The 14,490-nt window shown below is 44.2% G+C and carries 13 protein-coding genes; 9 read left to right on the forward strand and 4 right to left on the reverse strand.

The features are described from left to right. Positions 1-46: 46 nt before the first annotated feature. Positions 47-1,333, forward strand: coding sequence for a methionine adenosyltransferase (metK, locus tag F1644_RS07995; protein ID WP_087422000.1), 1,287 nt, complete (start codon positions 47-49; stop codon positions 1,331-1,333). Between the two features lie 428 nt (positions 1,334-1,761). Here the strand turns inward: metK and F1644_RS08000 are convergent, their stop codons facing one another. Next, a complete protein-coding gene (locus F1644_RS08000) occupies positions 1,762-2,451 on the reverse strand; it encodes a zinc metallopeptidase (protein ID WP_118305651.1) in 690 nt (229 codons plus the stop codon). 217 nt (positions 2,452-2,668) lie between these two features. On the opposite strand from F1644_RS08000, the gene F1644_RS08005 reads away from it, so the two are divergent. Further along, on the forward strand, positions 2,669-4,828 hold the full coding sequence (locus tag F1644_RS08005; RefSeq protein WP_118305650.1) for an elongation factor G: 2,160 nt from the start codon (positions 2,669-2,671) through the stop codon (positions 4,826-4,828). 114 nt (positions 4,829-4,942) lie between these two features. Here F1644_RS08005 and F1644_RS08010 read toward each other — a convergent pair whose 3' ends face one another. From F1644_RS08010 to F1644_RS08020, 3 genes are read right to left on the reverse strand one after another with little or no spacing between them, the layout of a single operon-like run. Then, a complete protein-coding gene (locus F1644_RS08010) occupies positions 4,943-6,070 on the reverse strand; it encodes a FimB/Mfa2 family fimbrial subunit (RefSeq protein WP_118305649.1) in 1,128 nt (375 codons plus the stop codon). 37 nt (positions 6,071-6,107) lie between these two features. After that, positions 6,108-9,044, reverse strand: coding sequence for a FimB/Mfa2 family fimbrial subunit (locus tag F1644_RS08015; protein WP_087422004.1), 2,937 nt, complete (start codon positions 9,042-9,044; stop codon positions 6,108-6,110). Positions 9,045-9,061: 17 nt separating this feature from the next. After that, a complete protein-coding gene (locus F1644_RS08020) occupies positions 9,062-9,871 on the reverse strand; it encodes a FimB/Mfa2 family fimbrial subunit (protein ID WP_087422005.1) in 810 nt (269 codons plus the stop codon). A gap of 322 nt (positions 9,872-10,193) precedes the next feature. On the opposite strand from F1644_RS08020, the gene F1644_RS08025 reads away from it, so the two are divergent. From F1644_RS08025 to F1644_RS08060, 7 genes are all read left to right on the forward strand, one after another. Then, on the forward strand, positions 10,194-10,904 hold the full coding sequence (locus F1644_RS08025; protein WP_118305647.1) for a 16S rRNA (uracil(1498)-N(3))-methyltransferase: 711 nt from the start codon (positions 10,194-10,196) through the stop codon (positions 10,902-10,904). Between the two features lie 547 nt (positions 10,905-11,451). Further along, positions 11,452-11,838 carry a hypothetical protein gene (locus tag F1644_RS08035; protein WP_009126113.1) on the forward strand — a complete coding sequence of 129 codons (387 nt, stop codon included), beginning with the start codon at positions 11,452-11,454 and terminating at the stop codon, positions 11,836-11,838. Between the two features lie 161 nt (positions 11,839-11,999). Further along, on the forward strand, positions 12,000-12,215 hold the full coding sequence (locus F1644_RS08040; protein ID WP_004291535.1) for a hypothetical protein: 216 nt from the start codon (positions 12,000-12,002) through the stop codon (positions 12,213-12,215). 11 nt (positions 12,216-12,226) lie between these two features. Continuing rightward, entirely contained in the window at positions 12,227-12,448 is a 222-nt protein-coding gene (locus F1644_RS08045; RefSeq protein ID WP_004291534.1) for a hypothetical protein, read from the forward strand. Positions 12,449-12,461: 13 nt separating this feature from the next. Next, positions 12,462-12,878 (forward strand): PcfK-like family protein, encoded by a 417-nt coding sequence (locus F1644_RS08050; protein WP_004291533.1) that lies wholly within the window; start codon positions 12,462-12,464, stop codon positions 12,876-12,878. Beyond that, on the forward strand, positions 12,875-14,206 hold the full coding sequence (locus F1644_RS08055; protein ID WP_004291532.1) for a PcfJ domain-containing protein: 1,332 nt from the start codon (positions 12,875-12,877) through the stop codon (positions 14,204-14,206). The genes F1644_RS08050 and F1644_RS08055 overlap by 4 nt, the downstream gene beginning before the upstream one ends. Before the next feature lie 24 nt (positions 14,207-14,230). After that, positions 14,231-14,488, forward strand: coding sequence for a hypothetical protein (locus F1644_RS08060; RefSeq protein WP_004291531.1), 258 nt, complete (start codon positions 14,231-14,233; stop codon positions 14,486-14,488). Positions 14,489-14,490: the final 2 nt, after the last annotated feature.

Here is a 14,490-nt window from a genome sequence, read left to right on the forward strand (position 1 = left end):
ATCATTAAATCACCAAATCACTGAATCACTAAATCTAAAATGAATTATGGGATATTTATTTACATCTGAATCTGTATCGGAAGGTCACCCCGACAAAGTGGCAGACCAGATTTCCGATGCTGTACTTGACAAAATCATCGCCTTTGACCCGGATGCCAAAGTAGCTTGCGAGACATTGGTAACTACCGGTCAAACCATTGTAGCCGGGGAAATCAAAACCGAAGCGTATGTAGACGTACAACGTATCGCCCGGGAAGTGATCAACCGTATCGGTTACACGAAAAGCGAATACATGTTCGACGGGAACAGTTGTGGTGTACTGAGTGCCATTCACGAACAATCCCCCGACATCAACCGCGGCGTTGTTCGGGAAGACCCCATGGAACAAGGAGCCGGAGATCAAGGTATGATGTTCGGTTACGCTTGTAACGAAACGGACAATTATATGCCGTTATCTCTCGAACTATCACATTTATTATTGTACGAACTGGCACAAATCCGCAAAGAAGGCCAGGAAATGACCTATCTGCGTCCGGACTCCAAATCACAGGTAACCATCGAATACGGGGACGACAATAAACCTGCCCGGATTCATACCATCGTGATCTCCACCCAACACGACGAATTTGTCAAAGCCACGGCTCCCACCCCGGAAGCCCAACTGGAGGCTGATGCACAAATGGTGGATCAAATACGCTGGGACATCATTAATATTTTGTTACCGAGAGTGAAACGCCAATTGCCGGAACGGGTACAGGCCCTTTTCGATGAAGATTTGATTCTTCACGTGAACCCTACCGGAAAATTCGTGATCGGTGGTCCTCACGGGGACACGGGATTAACCGGAAGAAAAATTATCGTTGACACCTACGGGGGCAAGGGAGCCCACGGGGGAGGTGCTTTCTCCGGGAAAGATCCGTCTAAAGTAGACCGTTCTGCCGCTTACGCCGCACGGCACATCGCAAAAAACATGGTAGCTGCAGGAATTGCCGATGAAATACTGATACAAATTTCATACGCCATCGGTATTGCCCGCCCCGTCGGAGTTTTCGTGAACACTTACGGAACAGCCAAGGTGAACTTGAGTGATGCCGCCATTGCCGAAAAAATCACTTCAATCTTTGACTTGCGTCCGAAAGCCATCGAGGAACGCCTGAAACTCCGTAACCCGATTTATCAGGAAACGGCAAGCTACGGCCACATGGGACGTACTCCCAGAATCGTGAAAAAAGTGTTCTCCTCGAATTACTGGCCAACCATCGAAAAAGAAGTAGAACTCTTCACGTGGGAAAAGCTGGACTATATCGAGAAAATCAAAGAGGCGTTTAAATAATTTAGGCATCATAAAATAAAAATAGAAGAAGGCTAAAAAGTCTTCTTCTATTTTTATGGGGTCACTTCAAAGCCAGAAGAGATAGTTATTACAAGCTCTACCCATCCAAGCGGGTTAAACATCAAAAAAGGATCCTGATTACTCCCCTATTCACGTATCATTACTTTCCCTTCCCAGAATCCGATATATATTATTTTTCCTTATATCCTGTTAAAATGGCGGCTATAAGCGGGCGACAAGGCGGCGAGTAGGCGGCGAGAGCGCCTAATTGTCACCCAACAACCACTCAACAGCCAAACTCTTCCCATACCCAACCCTTGATATACACATTCAAAACCTATACAACATCGCACAAAAAGAAAAGGAGTGTTTCCACTCCTTCCCAAAGAATTATTTCTGAAAATCTTCTTCGAAAAAATATTCCAATCTTAATCTCTTCTTCCCAAATAAATCATGATATAGTATAATAAGGTAGCCAAAGAAGAAAGAGCGGCAATCACGTAAGTATAAGCGGCCCATTTCAAAGCATCCTTAGCACTCTCCTGTGATTCGTAAGTCGTGATGCCGGAGTTACGCAACCAAGCCAAAGCCCGGTGACTCGCATCAATCTCCACGGGCAGAGTGACAATACTGAACAAAGTCATCAAAGCAAACAAACAAATCCCGATCAGCATTAATTCTGGGAAACGCTGTAACAACAGAATCCCCGCCAACAAAATCCACTGCACCCAATGCGACGCAAAACTCACTACCGGAACCAGAGCCGAACGTAATTGCAACATACTATACGCTTGAGCATGCTGTAAAGCGTGTCCACATTCATGGGCAGCGACAGCAGCGGCTGCCACATTGGCACCATAATATACTTCGTGACTTAAATTAATAGTTTTGTTCGTGGGGTTGTAGTGATCCGTTAATTGTCCTTCCACGCTACCGATTTTCACACCCTGCACCCCGTTATCCCTCAACATTTTCTCCACCACGTCACGCCCCGTCATCCCGTTAGCGGTAGGTATCTTAGAGTATTTCTTAAAACGACTTTGTAATTGATGGCTCACCAGCCAGCTCAACAAAGTAAACCCGATAAATATAATCCAAATTAAAGGTAATCCTGCCATAAAATATTATCATTAAAATTCTTCTCAAAGATATACAAAAAGTACGCCATCGCCCTAGGGCTCGATATATAAAAAATACTAACACGGGCTTTCTGCATTTATTTTCGTCAAGAATGACATTCTCTATTGTTTTTTTAGAAAATCTTCACTAATTTGTAACCCTCGAATTATTCGAAGAGTTATATACGTTTACAATATTAATCTAAACCGTATTATAATGAAAACCTATAAACCTAACGAAATTAAAAACATCGCGCTCGTGGGTAGTGCCGGGTCCGGCAAAACCACGTTAGCGGAAGCTATGATGTATGAGGGCGGGGTCATCCCGCGCAGAGGTAGCATTAGTGCAAAAAACACTTCATCCGACTACCGTCCGGTAGAACAGGAATACGGATCATCAGTATTCCCGGCTGTATTGTATACAGAATGGAAGGAGCATAAGCTCAATTTCATCGACACGCCGGGAGCAGACGATTTCGTCGGAGGAGTTATCTCTGCGCTGAACGTTGTTGATACCGGAGTAATGGTTATTAACGCCGTCAGAGGTATTGAAGTCGGTACCGAAATCATCAGCCGCCATGCCAAAAGACTAAACAAACCGCTCATTTTCGTTATAAATCAGGTTGATCACGAGAAAGCAAACTTTGATCACGCGGTGGAACAAGCCAAGGCAGCTTTCGGCTCGAAAGTCGTGCTAGTTCAATACCCGGTGAACCCGGGAATCGGCTTTAACCGCGTCATCGACGTATTGAAAATGGAGATGTATCAATGGAAACCGGAAGGTGGTAAACCCGACGTACTCCCCATTCCCAAGGAAGAAGAAGAAAAAGCGAACGAATTACATAACGCGCTAATCGAAGCGGCCGCCGAAAACGACGAGGGATTGATGGAATTGTTCTTTGACAAAGGTAGTCTCACAGAAGATGAAATGCGTGCCGGCATCCGCAAAGGACTTATCGCACGGGATATGTTCCCCGTTTTCTGCGTATCGGCAGAAAAAGATATGTGCGTGCGCCGTTTCATGGAGTTCGTGATCAACGTGGCTCCCAGTGCCGGCTCCATGCCACCTTCCATTACGGAAGACGGGGACGAAGTTCCGTACGACGAGAAAGGCCCGACTTCTTTATATATGTTCAACACGACAGTTGAACCTCACTTGGGTGAAGTGATCTACTTCAAAGTGGCATCCGGGACTGTCCACGAGGGGGACGACCTGTACAATGCCACCAATGACGCGAAAGAACGTATCTCGACACTATATGCCGTGGCCGGGAAGAACCGGACAAAAGTGACCGAAATGATGGCCGGAGACATCGGGGCTACCGTGAAATTGAAAAACACAAATAACGGCGATACCTTGAACGAGAAAGACGTTCATTACAAGTTCGGCAAGATACAATACCCGAATCCTCGTTTCAGAACAGCCGTCAAGGCCGTGAACACGAGCGACGAAGAAAAACTGGCGGAAGTCCTGCAACGGATTCACCAAGAAGACCCGACCTTCCTCGTGGAATATTCCAAAGAATTGAAACAAATGATTATTTCCGGCCAGGGAGAATTCCACTTGAACACGATGAAATGGCGTATAGAGCATAACGATAAACTGGAAATCGAATTCTACCCGCCACGTATCCCGTACCGTGAAACCATCACGAAATATGCTTACGCGGACTATCGCCACAAGAAACAATCGGGTGGTGCCGGACAATTCGGCGAGGTTCATCTCGTGATCGAACCCTACACGGAAGGAATGCCCGCCCCGACCATGTACAAGATCAATGGCGTGGATAGTAAAATTTCCGTGAAAGACACTGAAGTCGTTGAACTTCCGTGGGGCGGTAAACTGGTATTCTACAACTGTATCGTGGGAGGTGTGATCGACGCCCGTTTCATGCCCGCTATTCTGAAAGGGATCATGGAAAAGATGGAAGAAGGACCGCTTACCGGGTCATACGCACGGGATATACGTGTCAGCGTATACGACGGAAAAATGCACCCCGTGGATTCAAACGAAATCTCGTTCAAACTTGCCGGACGTCACGCTTTCAGCACGGCGTTCAAACAAGCATCCCCAAAGATTTTGGAGCCGATCTATGACGTGGAAGTTCTCGTTCCGGATGAATACATGGGTGACGTCATGGGCGACCTGCAAACCCGTAGAGCAATCATCATGGGTATGGAAGCCGATTCCGGATTCCAGAAATTGATGGCTAAAGTACCGTTGAAAGAGATGCAACGCTACTCCACGGCATTGAGTTCCATCACGGGAGGACGAGCCTCTTTCACCATGAATTTCTCCGGATATGAAAAAGTACCGGCTGAAGTTCAAGACGAGTTGTTGAAAGCTTACCAAGAGGAGAAGGATGAGGATGAATAAATAAAATGAGGGTTCACTTCAATTTTGGGACAACCTCATTGTTCATCATAAAAAAGCACCATTTTTTACCTCTGATTCAGGTAAAAATGGTGCTTTTATTCATGACCTCACTTTTTAATCTTTTACCACGACGTCTTCTACGTTACCTTTTTCCCAATCTTTTTCTGTCCCTTCCGGCTGAACCACACTCTCCGGTTTTCCAACCTCCACATCTTCCGTGTTTCCAATTTGCCAGTCTCCCGGCAACACATTCACATTCACGTCGTTTTTCTTAATATCAATTTTATCATCCGGTAAAACTTCCGTGTTTCCAGTTTCATCCGTCGTCTCCACTTTATTCACGGCAGATTCCAGTTGTCCATCGCCCACATCACTCTCGTTCACCTCCATATTCGTAACCACCTGCATATCTGGTTTCGTTTTCACGTCCAGAGTCAAGGCTTGAGTCAAAACGATCTCTCGAGTATCATCCCTTGCAATAATATTACACTCAATATTATTGCTCGCACCAGTACTCGTACCTTCATCAAGCACAACAATATTCATCGTGGCAGAATAATGGTTTTCTTCTTCCGCACGCGAGAATCCTCGTATATTCCCACCTTTAGTCATCGTCACGAATACAGTTCCTGGATTCTTCCATTCGGTCTCCCCGAAGGCAAGTGTCGTCCCCACGTTAGGCACGAGTATTCCCACTTCCGCAATCTTTCCTGAATAATCAGTCACTTGCATCTTTGTCGTCGCCAACGTTCGCTTCGCTGTCAGTTCCACGCTAGTATCATCATCTCCTACAGCTAGCGAACTTTTCGCAAAAAGCACATCCCCTAATGGCGTGAAATTTGCTGCACCTTCCTTCTTCGTCAACTGGATTTTCATATCAGAAAGAGCGGTTCCAACCACATCACCCGCAATATTGGCATCCTCCAACACGTTACCAACAAACACAATCGTGTAGTTTCCTTTGTTCAATTCCAATTTTTCAATTCCATCCACAGAGTTATATTTAAAACTCTCCTGAAGTTTTCCTGCCTGATCAAACACGTATAATCGCACGTGAGAAATGATCCCTTTCAACCCGGTATCGTCCAAACTGCTAACACCACTTTTCAATACGCATTCGACTTTAACAACTTTCTCTCCCGGAATAGGTTCCGGTTCATCCTCCCCGCCACCAGAACCTCCACAACCCCAAAATCCTACAATCAAGGAGAATGTCATCAATGTATAGATAATTCTTTTCATTTATTCCATTTTTAATGGTTACTATTTGTACATTCGGTTAATTTATTCTTGTCGAATCTCGCGGGATCTCTCCGGAATCCGGTTCCACGTTTACTGTGACTTCCGCTGATTTAAACTGGTTGTAATCAGTAATAATAATCTTATATACACTTGACTGATTAGCATGTACCGTACATTCCAGCCGTTGATTTCCTTCTCCATAGCACATGTTCATATCCATCCACCCGTCACCTGAAATTGTCATCACATCTACATTCCATCCCATATTGGAGGTTACGTCAAACACGATCGTATCTCCCGAACGGACAGTAAATACGCTCTGGGAAACATCAAGCACGGGATCCAGCATTTCCTTCTGCACCACGTTAATATATGCCACATGCCGCCCCGAATGAATCGTAATATCTCCATTTCTTTCTGGCCAATAATTATTCGGGTTATTCGGGTCCACGGTTACCCGCAATCTGGCATTTCCTCGCCCAGTCAACACGCCATTTCCCCCGACAATCGAATCTGTTACATTCTCGTTCCCATCAAGTAAAGCGACATGAACATACTCCGCCCATAAGACTTCACAAGTCCATTCTGCATTTGACCGGACTTCTACAAAATATATTCCACCTTCCGCAGGCGCCATTATTAAATTATTATCCACGCTCAACATGATCCCATCCGGACTAAAATTAGGAGAATCGGAAGCACTAACATACAAATTACCCGAATTATACACCTCCAGCAAACCTGCAGGTAATATACCTGTCAATTCCGGATTCCTCGGCAAATATAAATCCTCCAAATTATTTAAATTATTGAAAGATTCCGGGATTGAAGTAATTCCACAACTATCCAGTGTAATACTCTTCAACGAGTTCATTTGTCCCATCCAATCCGGCAATCCATTTTTCCCGAAAACAGGAGAATACAACCTTAAACGAGTCACCTGAAAACTCTTTATTCTCTCAATATCCGCTGGTAACATATTTTCATTAGCCACGGAAAATTCCCGAATAGACGAGAAATCAGCAGAAGAAGGAATTTGTACATTACGAAATCCGGCAATTGCAAATTCAATCACGTTTCTCGTCACATTCCAAACCGAAGCAGGCAATTCGCAGGAAGGCGTCGCAACAAGATACAAATATTTCAAGTTCGTTAATCCTGAAAAATCCAAATCCGCAGAAGTAATTCGAGACTTCGAAAGCATCGGAAAATAATCACCGATTTCCTCATCATCATTCTCGTAAGGAACGCTGAATACCAAACCTTCCAATTTTGTCAAATTACCGATATGTGTCGGTATCGCAGTTAAAGTCAAGCTACTAACGTTCAAATAAATCAAATTAGCGGGTAATTCCGGAAGAGAAGTTGCATCCGTGTTCACACTCAATTCTTCCAGCGCAGTCATTTCTTTCATATAAGAGGGAATTTCCGCCAAACTACCATATGACTCTCCCATATTGAACCACTTCAAAGCAGTTAAATTTTTAAATGACTCCGGTAAACTCCAAACAGGATACTCCTCGCTACTTCGGGTCAATATATTCGCTTTCATGGATGCCTTCTTTGTCATGTCAACCTGGTCATAATCTTCCAAGAAGTCTTCCCATTCTTGATAACCAATACCGATCACACGTCCATTTTCATCCAAATGGACATTATGCCACAAATTCAAATTATCTGATTCCCAATTATCTACCATACTGACGTTTGCCGCTCTCAAAGCTTCCCGAATTTCCAACATCGCCTGCAAGTCACCCGCTGCAATATCTTTCATTTTAGGTAGCACGATCACCACACTTCCGGTTGAATCAATAATTACATTTTCGACTTCAGACTGTAATACATACATATTCATTCCGGATGAATCCCTTAATGAAATTGCAACTAGGGAATAATTCCCTTGAAGCACCTGATTAAAATGCGTCACGATAAGCGTGTCTTCACTCCAAACCATTAAACTTTCCGCATTCCAACTGTCAACATTGATGGAAAACTCATTGGCGTCACCATCATTTTTCAAGAAATGCATATTCAAGGTTCTCACCTGTCGCAAATCCTCGGGAGAACCAGTTTCCATCAATAATTTAACGGTCAATGTATCCACGAATTTCCTTTGATCCACGGAAAGATCTTCCGACACCGTTTCTCCCCAAGGTTCCACATCCATCTCGATCGTCACGTTCACGAGTCCCCCTGACACGTTTATTTTCGCATTAATCGTGTGAATTTTATTCGCTTCCACCCGATTCTTTAATCCAACCACGTAATTCTGTATTTCTCCGTTTACTTCTATCTGAAATGCTAAACGGGCAAGAGTATCCTGACAAGTAGGAAAAGCTATCGCTTCACCCTTTAGTTGTTGCCCTTGTTCTTTCATCGGGACTTTCAACCGCACGGGATCACCCACGGCACTACCATCAAAACGAATTTTTTCCGGTGATCCCAATAAAGTTACACTTTTAACTTCCACACCACTTTTCACACCCTCTACGTTTATATCTAATTTCCCGACCAAACGACTCAACTCAGCATTACTTGTCTTGTCCTCCCCAACCACGACCTCGCTCTTACCGGCAAAGATGCTACCGGGCAACACATTCTCTCCATCAGTATCTTTTTCCAATGAAAGGGTCACATCCTCCAGCGTTTTTCCTTCCTCAATTCCACTAATTTGAGCCTCATCAATATTAGATAAATAAGCAAAAGTATATTTTCCTAAAACTAATTTAACCGGTTTAACATCCTTCAAACCAGCATATTGTTTATGTTGACTTAAAGTCCCATCCTCGTTAAAAATCAACAAATGCAAAGCATTCACCTCCTGGGATAAAGCTTCTAAAGACAAATTGGACGACCGACCGCTAAAAGTCAAGGGAATCTCCTGCCCCGGGATCTCCCCGTCAAGCTGGTCTTTCTGACAACCTGTAAACCAAACGGTTGACAATATAATAAATGTATATAGTATTCTTTTCATCTCACTATCTTATTAAATTATAATTCCGTTACTTTTTCCACACAAGTCACCGCTCCATTGACAACATTTGCGGAACGACCAAGAGAAGAAGCCTTGTTCAATGTTAAATTCAATTCTAATCTCTTATTTCGTTGAATACGATTCTTAGCGACAAAATCAAAATAATATATTCCGCTCTCATCCGAAGCGATAATAGTCCCTCTCAATGGTCCCTCCGTGGGAAAAAACGAAATATCTTTATCCACCATTAGATTTCCAAAACCGTAATCCGTGCGAATTCGAAGAACGTAATCCTCGATTTGAATCGTATCACTATATGTATCACACTGTAACGCCAATTCGACAGTCTGAAATTCAGATGAATTTGTCACATGAACGTTTACCTTACCAATCAGACGTTTCATTTCGATCGTCTTTGTCTCTTCTGAGCCATCCACATAGGCAATCCCCCCAAAAAGTTCAGGAATTGAATCCCACATCCAACGTAAATTTACATCTTTCATTTCCCGTCCCGTGAGATAGAGAGACGCCATCTCCTTAACCGGCACATTTCCTAAAACAAAAAACGTGTATTTTCCCGGTAATAAATCTTGATACGAAATTTTTTCTTCAGCCGTAAAATAGTCCGGCTCACAGACTTGATTCGAGGATAATCCATTAAAATTATACACATTCACCGGCATCGTCACTGGTGTCATGCCAGCAGAACCGGAGCGTACGGACAATTCCAAATAATTTTCAGAATTCCCCGTTTGATCTCTTCCATCTTTCTGGGTACAAGCTCCCAAAAAGATTAAACACAGAATTGCAACTAGGATTTTTTTCATAATTTTACAATTAAAATTTATTTTCACTCCACACTCTTATCAATTACTTATTATACAATTGAATAAAACAAATACACACCTAAAAATATCATGTCAAAAAACGATCGTTTAAAGACATTGATAATGTAAGAATAAAGTTTCGTTTCTCGACACTAGCTAACTATCTGTTTACGAGAAATGACAATAAATGACTAAATTTTTTACGATTACCGAATTTATTTATATATTGCAATGTTTTTAAACGATCATTAAATGATTCTCAAACCTATACTCAAATCCATTGTATTTTCTTACTTTTGTATCGAAATCAAAATACTTATTTATGCACCTGTTTTACACGCCTGACACCACAACAAACGAGTACACGCTACCCGAGGAAGAATCAAAACATTGTGTCAAAGTTCTTCGTCTCGAAATAGGCGACGAGATTTTCCTTGTTGACGGGAAAGGTGGCTTTTACCGTTGCGAGATTATTCAAGCGCACCCTAAACGCTGTGAAGTCAGATGCGTTGAAAAAACAGAAAATTACGGAAAACGGGATTACCATATTCACATTGCCATTGCCCCGACAAAAAATATTGAACGCATCGAATGGTTCTTGGAAAAATGCACGGAGATCGGGATTGACGAAATTACACCTCTACTTTGCGATCACTCGGAACGCAAAGTAATCAAAGAAGAACGGCTGGAAAAAGTGATTATTTCTGCCATGAAACAATCCTTGAAAGCCTACCTGCCACGACTCAATCCCATGATCGAATTTTCTTGTTTTGTAAAAAACAATCAAAACTCATTGAAGTGTATCGCCCATTGCGATGAAGGAAATAAAAAGTCACTCCAAGAGATTTATACCCCCGGTCAAAACGCCACGATTCTTATCGGCCCGGAGGGAGATTTCTCGGGAAACGAAATCACGTTGGCTTTAGCAAACAATTTCATTCCCGTCACCCTGGGCGAAAGTCGCCTGCGAACAGAGACCGCAGGAATCGTCGCTTGTCATAGTATCAATTTTATCAACGAGATAAATCACTAAAACATAAAACATTCATACCTGAGGTTATAAAACATAAACCTAAAATGTCACGATTCTGCCATATTATTTGTATTTTTGCTTCGTAGAAGTTACGAAAAGAGTGTAATTTATTGGAAATGAGCGTAGGTTAATTGCTCTTGATAGTAATAGGTTACGATTTAGTTAGTTATCTACTGCATTATCCTTCTGCGCGTTGCGTAACCTTCAAAGAACTCTTCGTATGCAAAAGTAGCTATTTAATTCGAGATTTTGATATAAACTCCCGTTTTTTATCCCCTCATTCATAAGAATTTTCCGTAAAAGCGGTATTGTCCGTCGGCACACCATTGCCCAAAACGAGTTTGGAACAAACGTGTGCCGACTACCGCATAGCTGGAGAAAAGGGCATTGCCTCACGCCTAAACGATGTTTAGACAGATGAAGCAATGCCCCTTTCTTTTGCGCCTATGCCAAGAGGTGCTTTTACGGGTTTTCAAATGATTTTTCTTTTTTCGCTGTCTCTTTTGCCGGAAGCGGAAAGTGAATGCAGAGTGTGTCAGCCTGCCCCATGAATGAAACAGGCGCCCACACACAGCCGGACAAACCGGGAAGAATGATTGTTGCCACCCGGCTGAACAAGTTCCGTCGGATCGGAAACAATCATACTTCCTTTGTTGTGGTTTGCCCTTTTCACGCTTCCGGTGATGTCTTTTTCCTTTTGGTGATTCTTTTTTTTACGGATTTTCCCCTGAAGTTTTTTTCTACACAATCTGCCTCTGTTTTCGTTTACCTCCATTTTGCGCCTTTCAGTAAGCCGCATCAGTCAGTCATTTTCGTTCTGGGCGCAAAGGTAATTCCGGGATTGGACGGGAAAGCAAGGTCAAGCCTCCTGTTTTCGGTAAAAATCTCCAGCCCTGCGGGTAGTATTTTGACCGAAAAACCTTGCATTCCCTAATCCCTACCTTTTCAAGCACCCGAAACGAAAACGACCGATGCGACAGAAAGACGCATAAAAAAAATGTCGGATAAACGAGAGGCAGATAAGATAGTTTGAAACTCAACTCCCTCAGCTCTTGAATCCGCATTAAAAACAAAAAAATCAAAAACAGCGAAGATATGACGGCAACGGCAAATTTCAGACAAATGGCGCAACACATCGGGTTGGCGATATGCGGCTTGATGATGCGCACCGCCTTCGGGGTGTTCGGCATCCTTTGGGGCATCATCAGAGAGATTGTAAACGGAGTGTTCCGAGTGGCGATAGGTGTAATCGTGGCTATCCTTTCCACCATTGCCTTCTTTGGCTTCATCCTTTGGTTATTCACCCTTTAACCCTTACCGACATGGCAAAAAGAAACAGCAAGACGGCAGCGCAGCAGTGCAGATATTACGAGGTGGACAACATCTTCGTGTATATGGTGGAAACGTACATCAACGGCAATTTTGAAACTTTCCGAAGATTGTACCACGAACTGAACAAGGACGCACGGAGGGATTTCATGGACTTCCTTCTCAGCGAGGTAGAGCCGACCTATTGGAGAGAGATACTGAAACAGATAATCTAAAAATGACAGCGATATGAAAGGAACAGACCATTTCAAGAGAACGATATATATGTACTTGGAACAGCGTGCGGAGGAAGATGCGCTATTTGCAAAGAAGTACCGCAACCCTGCCAAGAACATGGACGAGTGCGTGACCCACATTCTGAACTATGTGCAGAAAAGCGGTTGCAACGGTTTCACGGACGGAGAGATATTCGGGCAAGCCATCCACTACTATGAGGAAAACGAGATAGAGGTGGGCAAACCGATGGACTGCCAAGTGGTTGTGAACCACGTTGTGAAACTCACGGCAGAGGAAAAGGCGGAGGCACGTCAGAACGCTGTCCGCAAATACCAAGAGGAGGAACTCCGCAAGTTGCAGAACCGCCACAGACCGTCAGCGAGAAAAGAAAACCAACCCCAACCCTCATTATTTGATTTAGGCTTATGAAACCGAAGACCAAGATACAGAAAGAGGTGGCAAGACTTTCCGCCAACCTTCGCCCCATATCAGCGACACAAATAGATTGGGCATACCGCCACTGCGTTGAGCATATCGGCTACCGCACCAAGAAAGGGAACATCACCTGTTCCGACTGCGGTCACGAGTGGCACAGCGACAGCGGACTATGCGACACCCTTGAAGGCTGCACCTGCCCCAAATGCCATGCCGAACTCAAAGTGCAGGACACACGCAGACGCATCTACAAGGAAACGCAGAATTTCAGCGTGATAACCACCTGCAAAGGGTATCAGGTAATCCGCGTGGCGCAGGTCAGATGCGAGAGCAGGAAAGGCGAACCGATGCGTTTCTACTGCCACGAGGTCGTGCAGCGTTGGATTTCACCCGACGGCAAGGTTACGGACATGGCGTTGCTCCGTGGCTTCCTTTTCTGCTATTGCGATGTGTGGGCATTAGGCAGCGATATGGAGGTAAGACCGCACAACAGCCTATACGATGATGTGGTGGCAAGAAGCTGTGCATATCCAAAGATGAGGATATTGCCCCAACTCAGACGTAACGGCTTCAAGGGCGATTTCCACGGCATCTCCCCCGTGCGTCTTTTCAAAGCCTTGCTTTCAGACCCAAGAATTGAAACCCTTATGAAAGGCGGTGAGATTGAGGTCATGAAACACTTTCTTTTCAATACCCGTACTGCCGATGAATGTTGGGCATCATATCTGATTGCCAAGCGTCACAAGTATCAGATAGACAACCTCTCAATGTGGTGCGACTATCTGCGTATGCTCAAAAAACTCGGTCAAGACCTCCGTAACCCGAAGAACATCTGTCCCGAAGATTTCATGGCGGCACACGACAACGCAACCCGAAAAATTGAAGCCATACACGAGAAGGAAAGAGCCGCAGAGCAACGCCGTTGGGAGATTGAAAGGCGTGAGCGTGAGCAACAGCGACAACTCCAACGAAAGAAAGATGCGGAGGATTTCATCGCCAACAAATCCAAATTCTTCGGCTTGGTAATCACGGACGAGGAAATAATCGTCAAGGTGCTTGAAAGCATAGACGAGTATTACAACGAGGGCAAGACGCAGGGCATCTGCGTGTTTGGCAGTGGATACTACAAGAAAGCCGACACCCTCATACTATCGGCAAGGATTGGCGATGAGATTATTGAAACCGTAGAGGTGGACTTGCGAACCCTCGAAGTGGTGCAGTGCCACGGCAAGCACAACCAGGACACCGAATATCACGAGCGCATCATAGACCTTGTGAACAAGAACGCCAACCTTATCCGTGAGCGGATGAAAGCGGCATAGCATAACCCCTAAAACAACATTGATATGGAAGTAAGAATTGAAAGTATGATTTGTGTGTGGGATGATGCAATCCCCACGATGTTCCTTGAATTTGTGAACCTCCTCACTCTCACAACGAGTGAGGGGGAATTGAGAAAGAGCGTAAAGGAGTTTGCCGAGAAGCACGAACTTGACAAGTTTTTCCTTTACGGCTTCGGCTCACACCATTTCTACCTGCACCAACGCTACACAAGCAACCCCGAAATGGTGATGAAGAACAGAGTTCTGTCAGTACATTTTTAACC

It is taken from the genome of Butyricimonas paravirosa (assembly GCF_032878955.1).
In the GTDB taxonomy this organism is placed as follows: Bacteria; Bacteroidota; Bacteroidia; order Bacteroidales; family Marinifilaceae; genus Butyricimonas; species Butyricimonas paravirosa.

Coding starts and splice junctions, on each gene's coding strand:
- F1644_RS08015 (WP_087422004.1), bottom strand. CDS start 9,044: ATGAAAAGAATACTATATACATTTATTATATTGTCAACCGTTTGGTTT.
- F1644_RS08040 (WP_004291535.1), top strand. CDS start 12,000: ATGACGGCAACGGCAAATTTCAGACAAATGGCGCAACACATCGGGTTG.
- F1644_RS08000 (WP_118305651.1), bottom strand. CDS start 2,451: ATGGCAGGATTACCTTTAATTTGGATTATATTTATCGGGTTTACTTTG.
- F1644_RS08035 (WP_009126113.1), top strand. CDS start 11,452: ATGAATGAAACAGGCGCCCACACACAGCCGGACAAACCGGGAAGAATG.
- F1644_RS08050 (WP_004291533.1), top strand. CDS start 12,462: ATGAAAGGAACAGACCATTTCAAGAGAACGATATATATGTACTTGGAA.
- metK (WP_087422000.1), top strand. CDS start 47: ATGGGATATTTATTTACATCTGAATCTGTATCGGAAGGTCACCCCGAC.
- F1644_RS08055 (WP_004291532.1), top strand. CDS start 12,875: ATGAAACCGAAGACCAAGATACAGAAAGAGGTGGCAAGACTTTCCGCC.
- F1644_RS08020 (WP_087422005.1), bottom strand. CDS start 9,871: ATGAAAAAAATCCTAGTTGCAATTCTGTGTTTAATCTTTTTGGGAGCT.
- F1644_RS08025 (WP_118305647.1), top strand. CDS start 10,194: ATGCACCTGTTTTACACGCCTGACACCACAACAAACGAGTACACGCTA.
- F1644_RS08010 (WP_118305649.1), bottom strand. CDS start 6,070: ATGAAAAGAATTATCTATACATTGATGACATTCTCCTTGATTGTAGGA.
- F1644_RS08005 (WP_118305650.1), top strand. CDS start 2,669: ATGAAAACCTATAAACCTAACGAAATTAAAAACATCGCGCTCGTGGGT.
- F1644_RS08060 (WP_004291531.1), top strand. CDS start 14,231: ATGGAAGTAAGAATTGAAAGTATGATTTGTGTGTGGGATGATGCAATC.
- F1644_RS08045 (WP_004291534.1), top strand. CDS start 12,227: ATGGCAAAAAGAAACAGCAAGACGGCAGCGCAGCAGTGCAGATATTAC.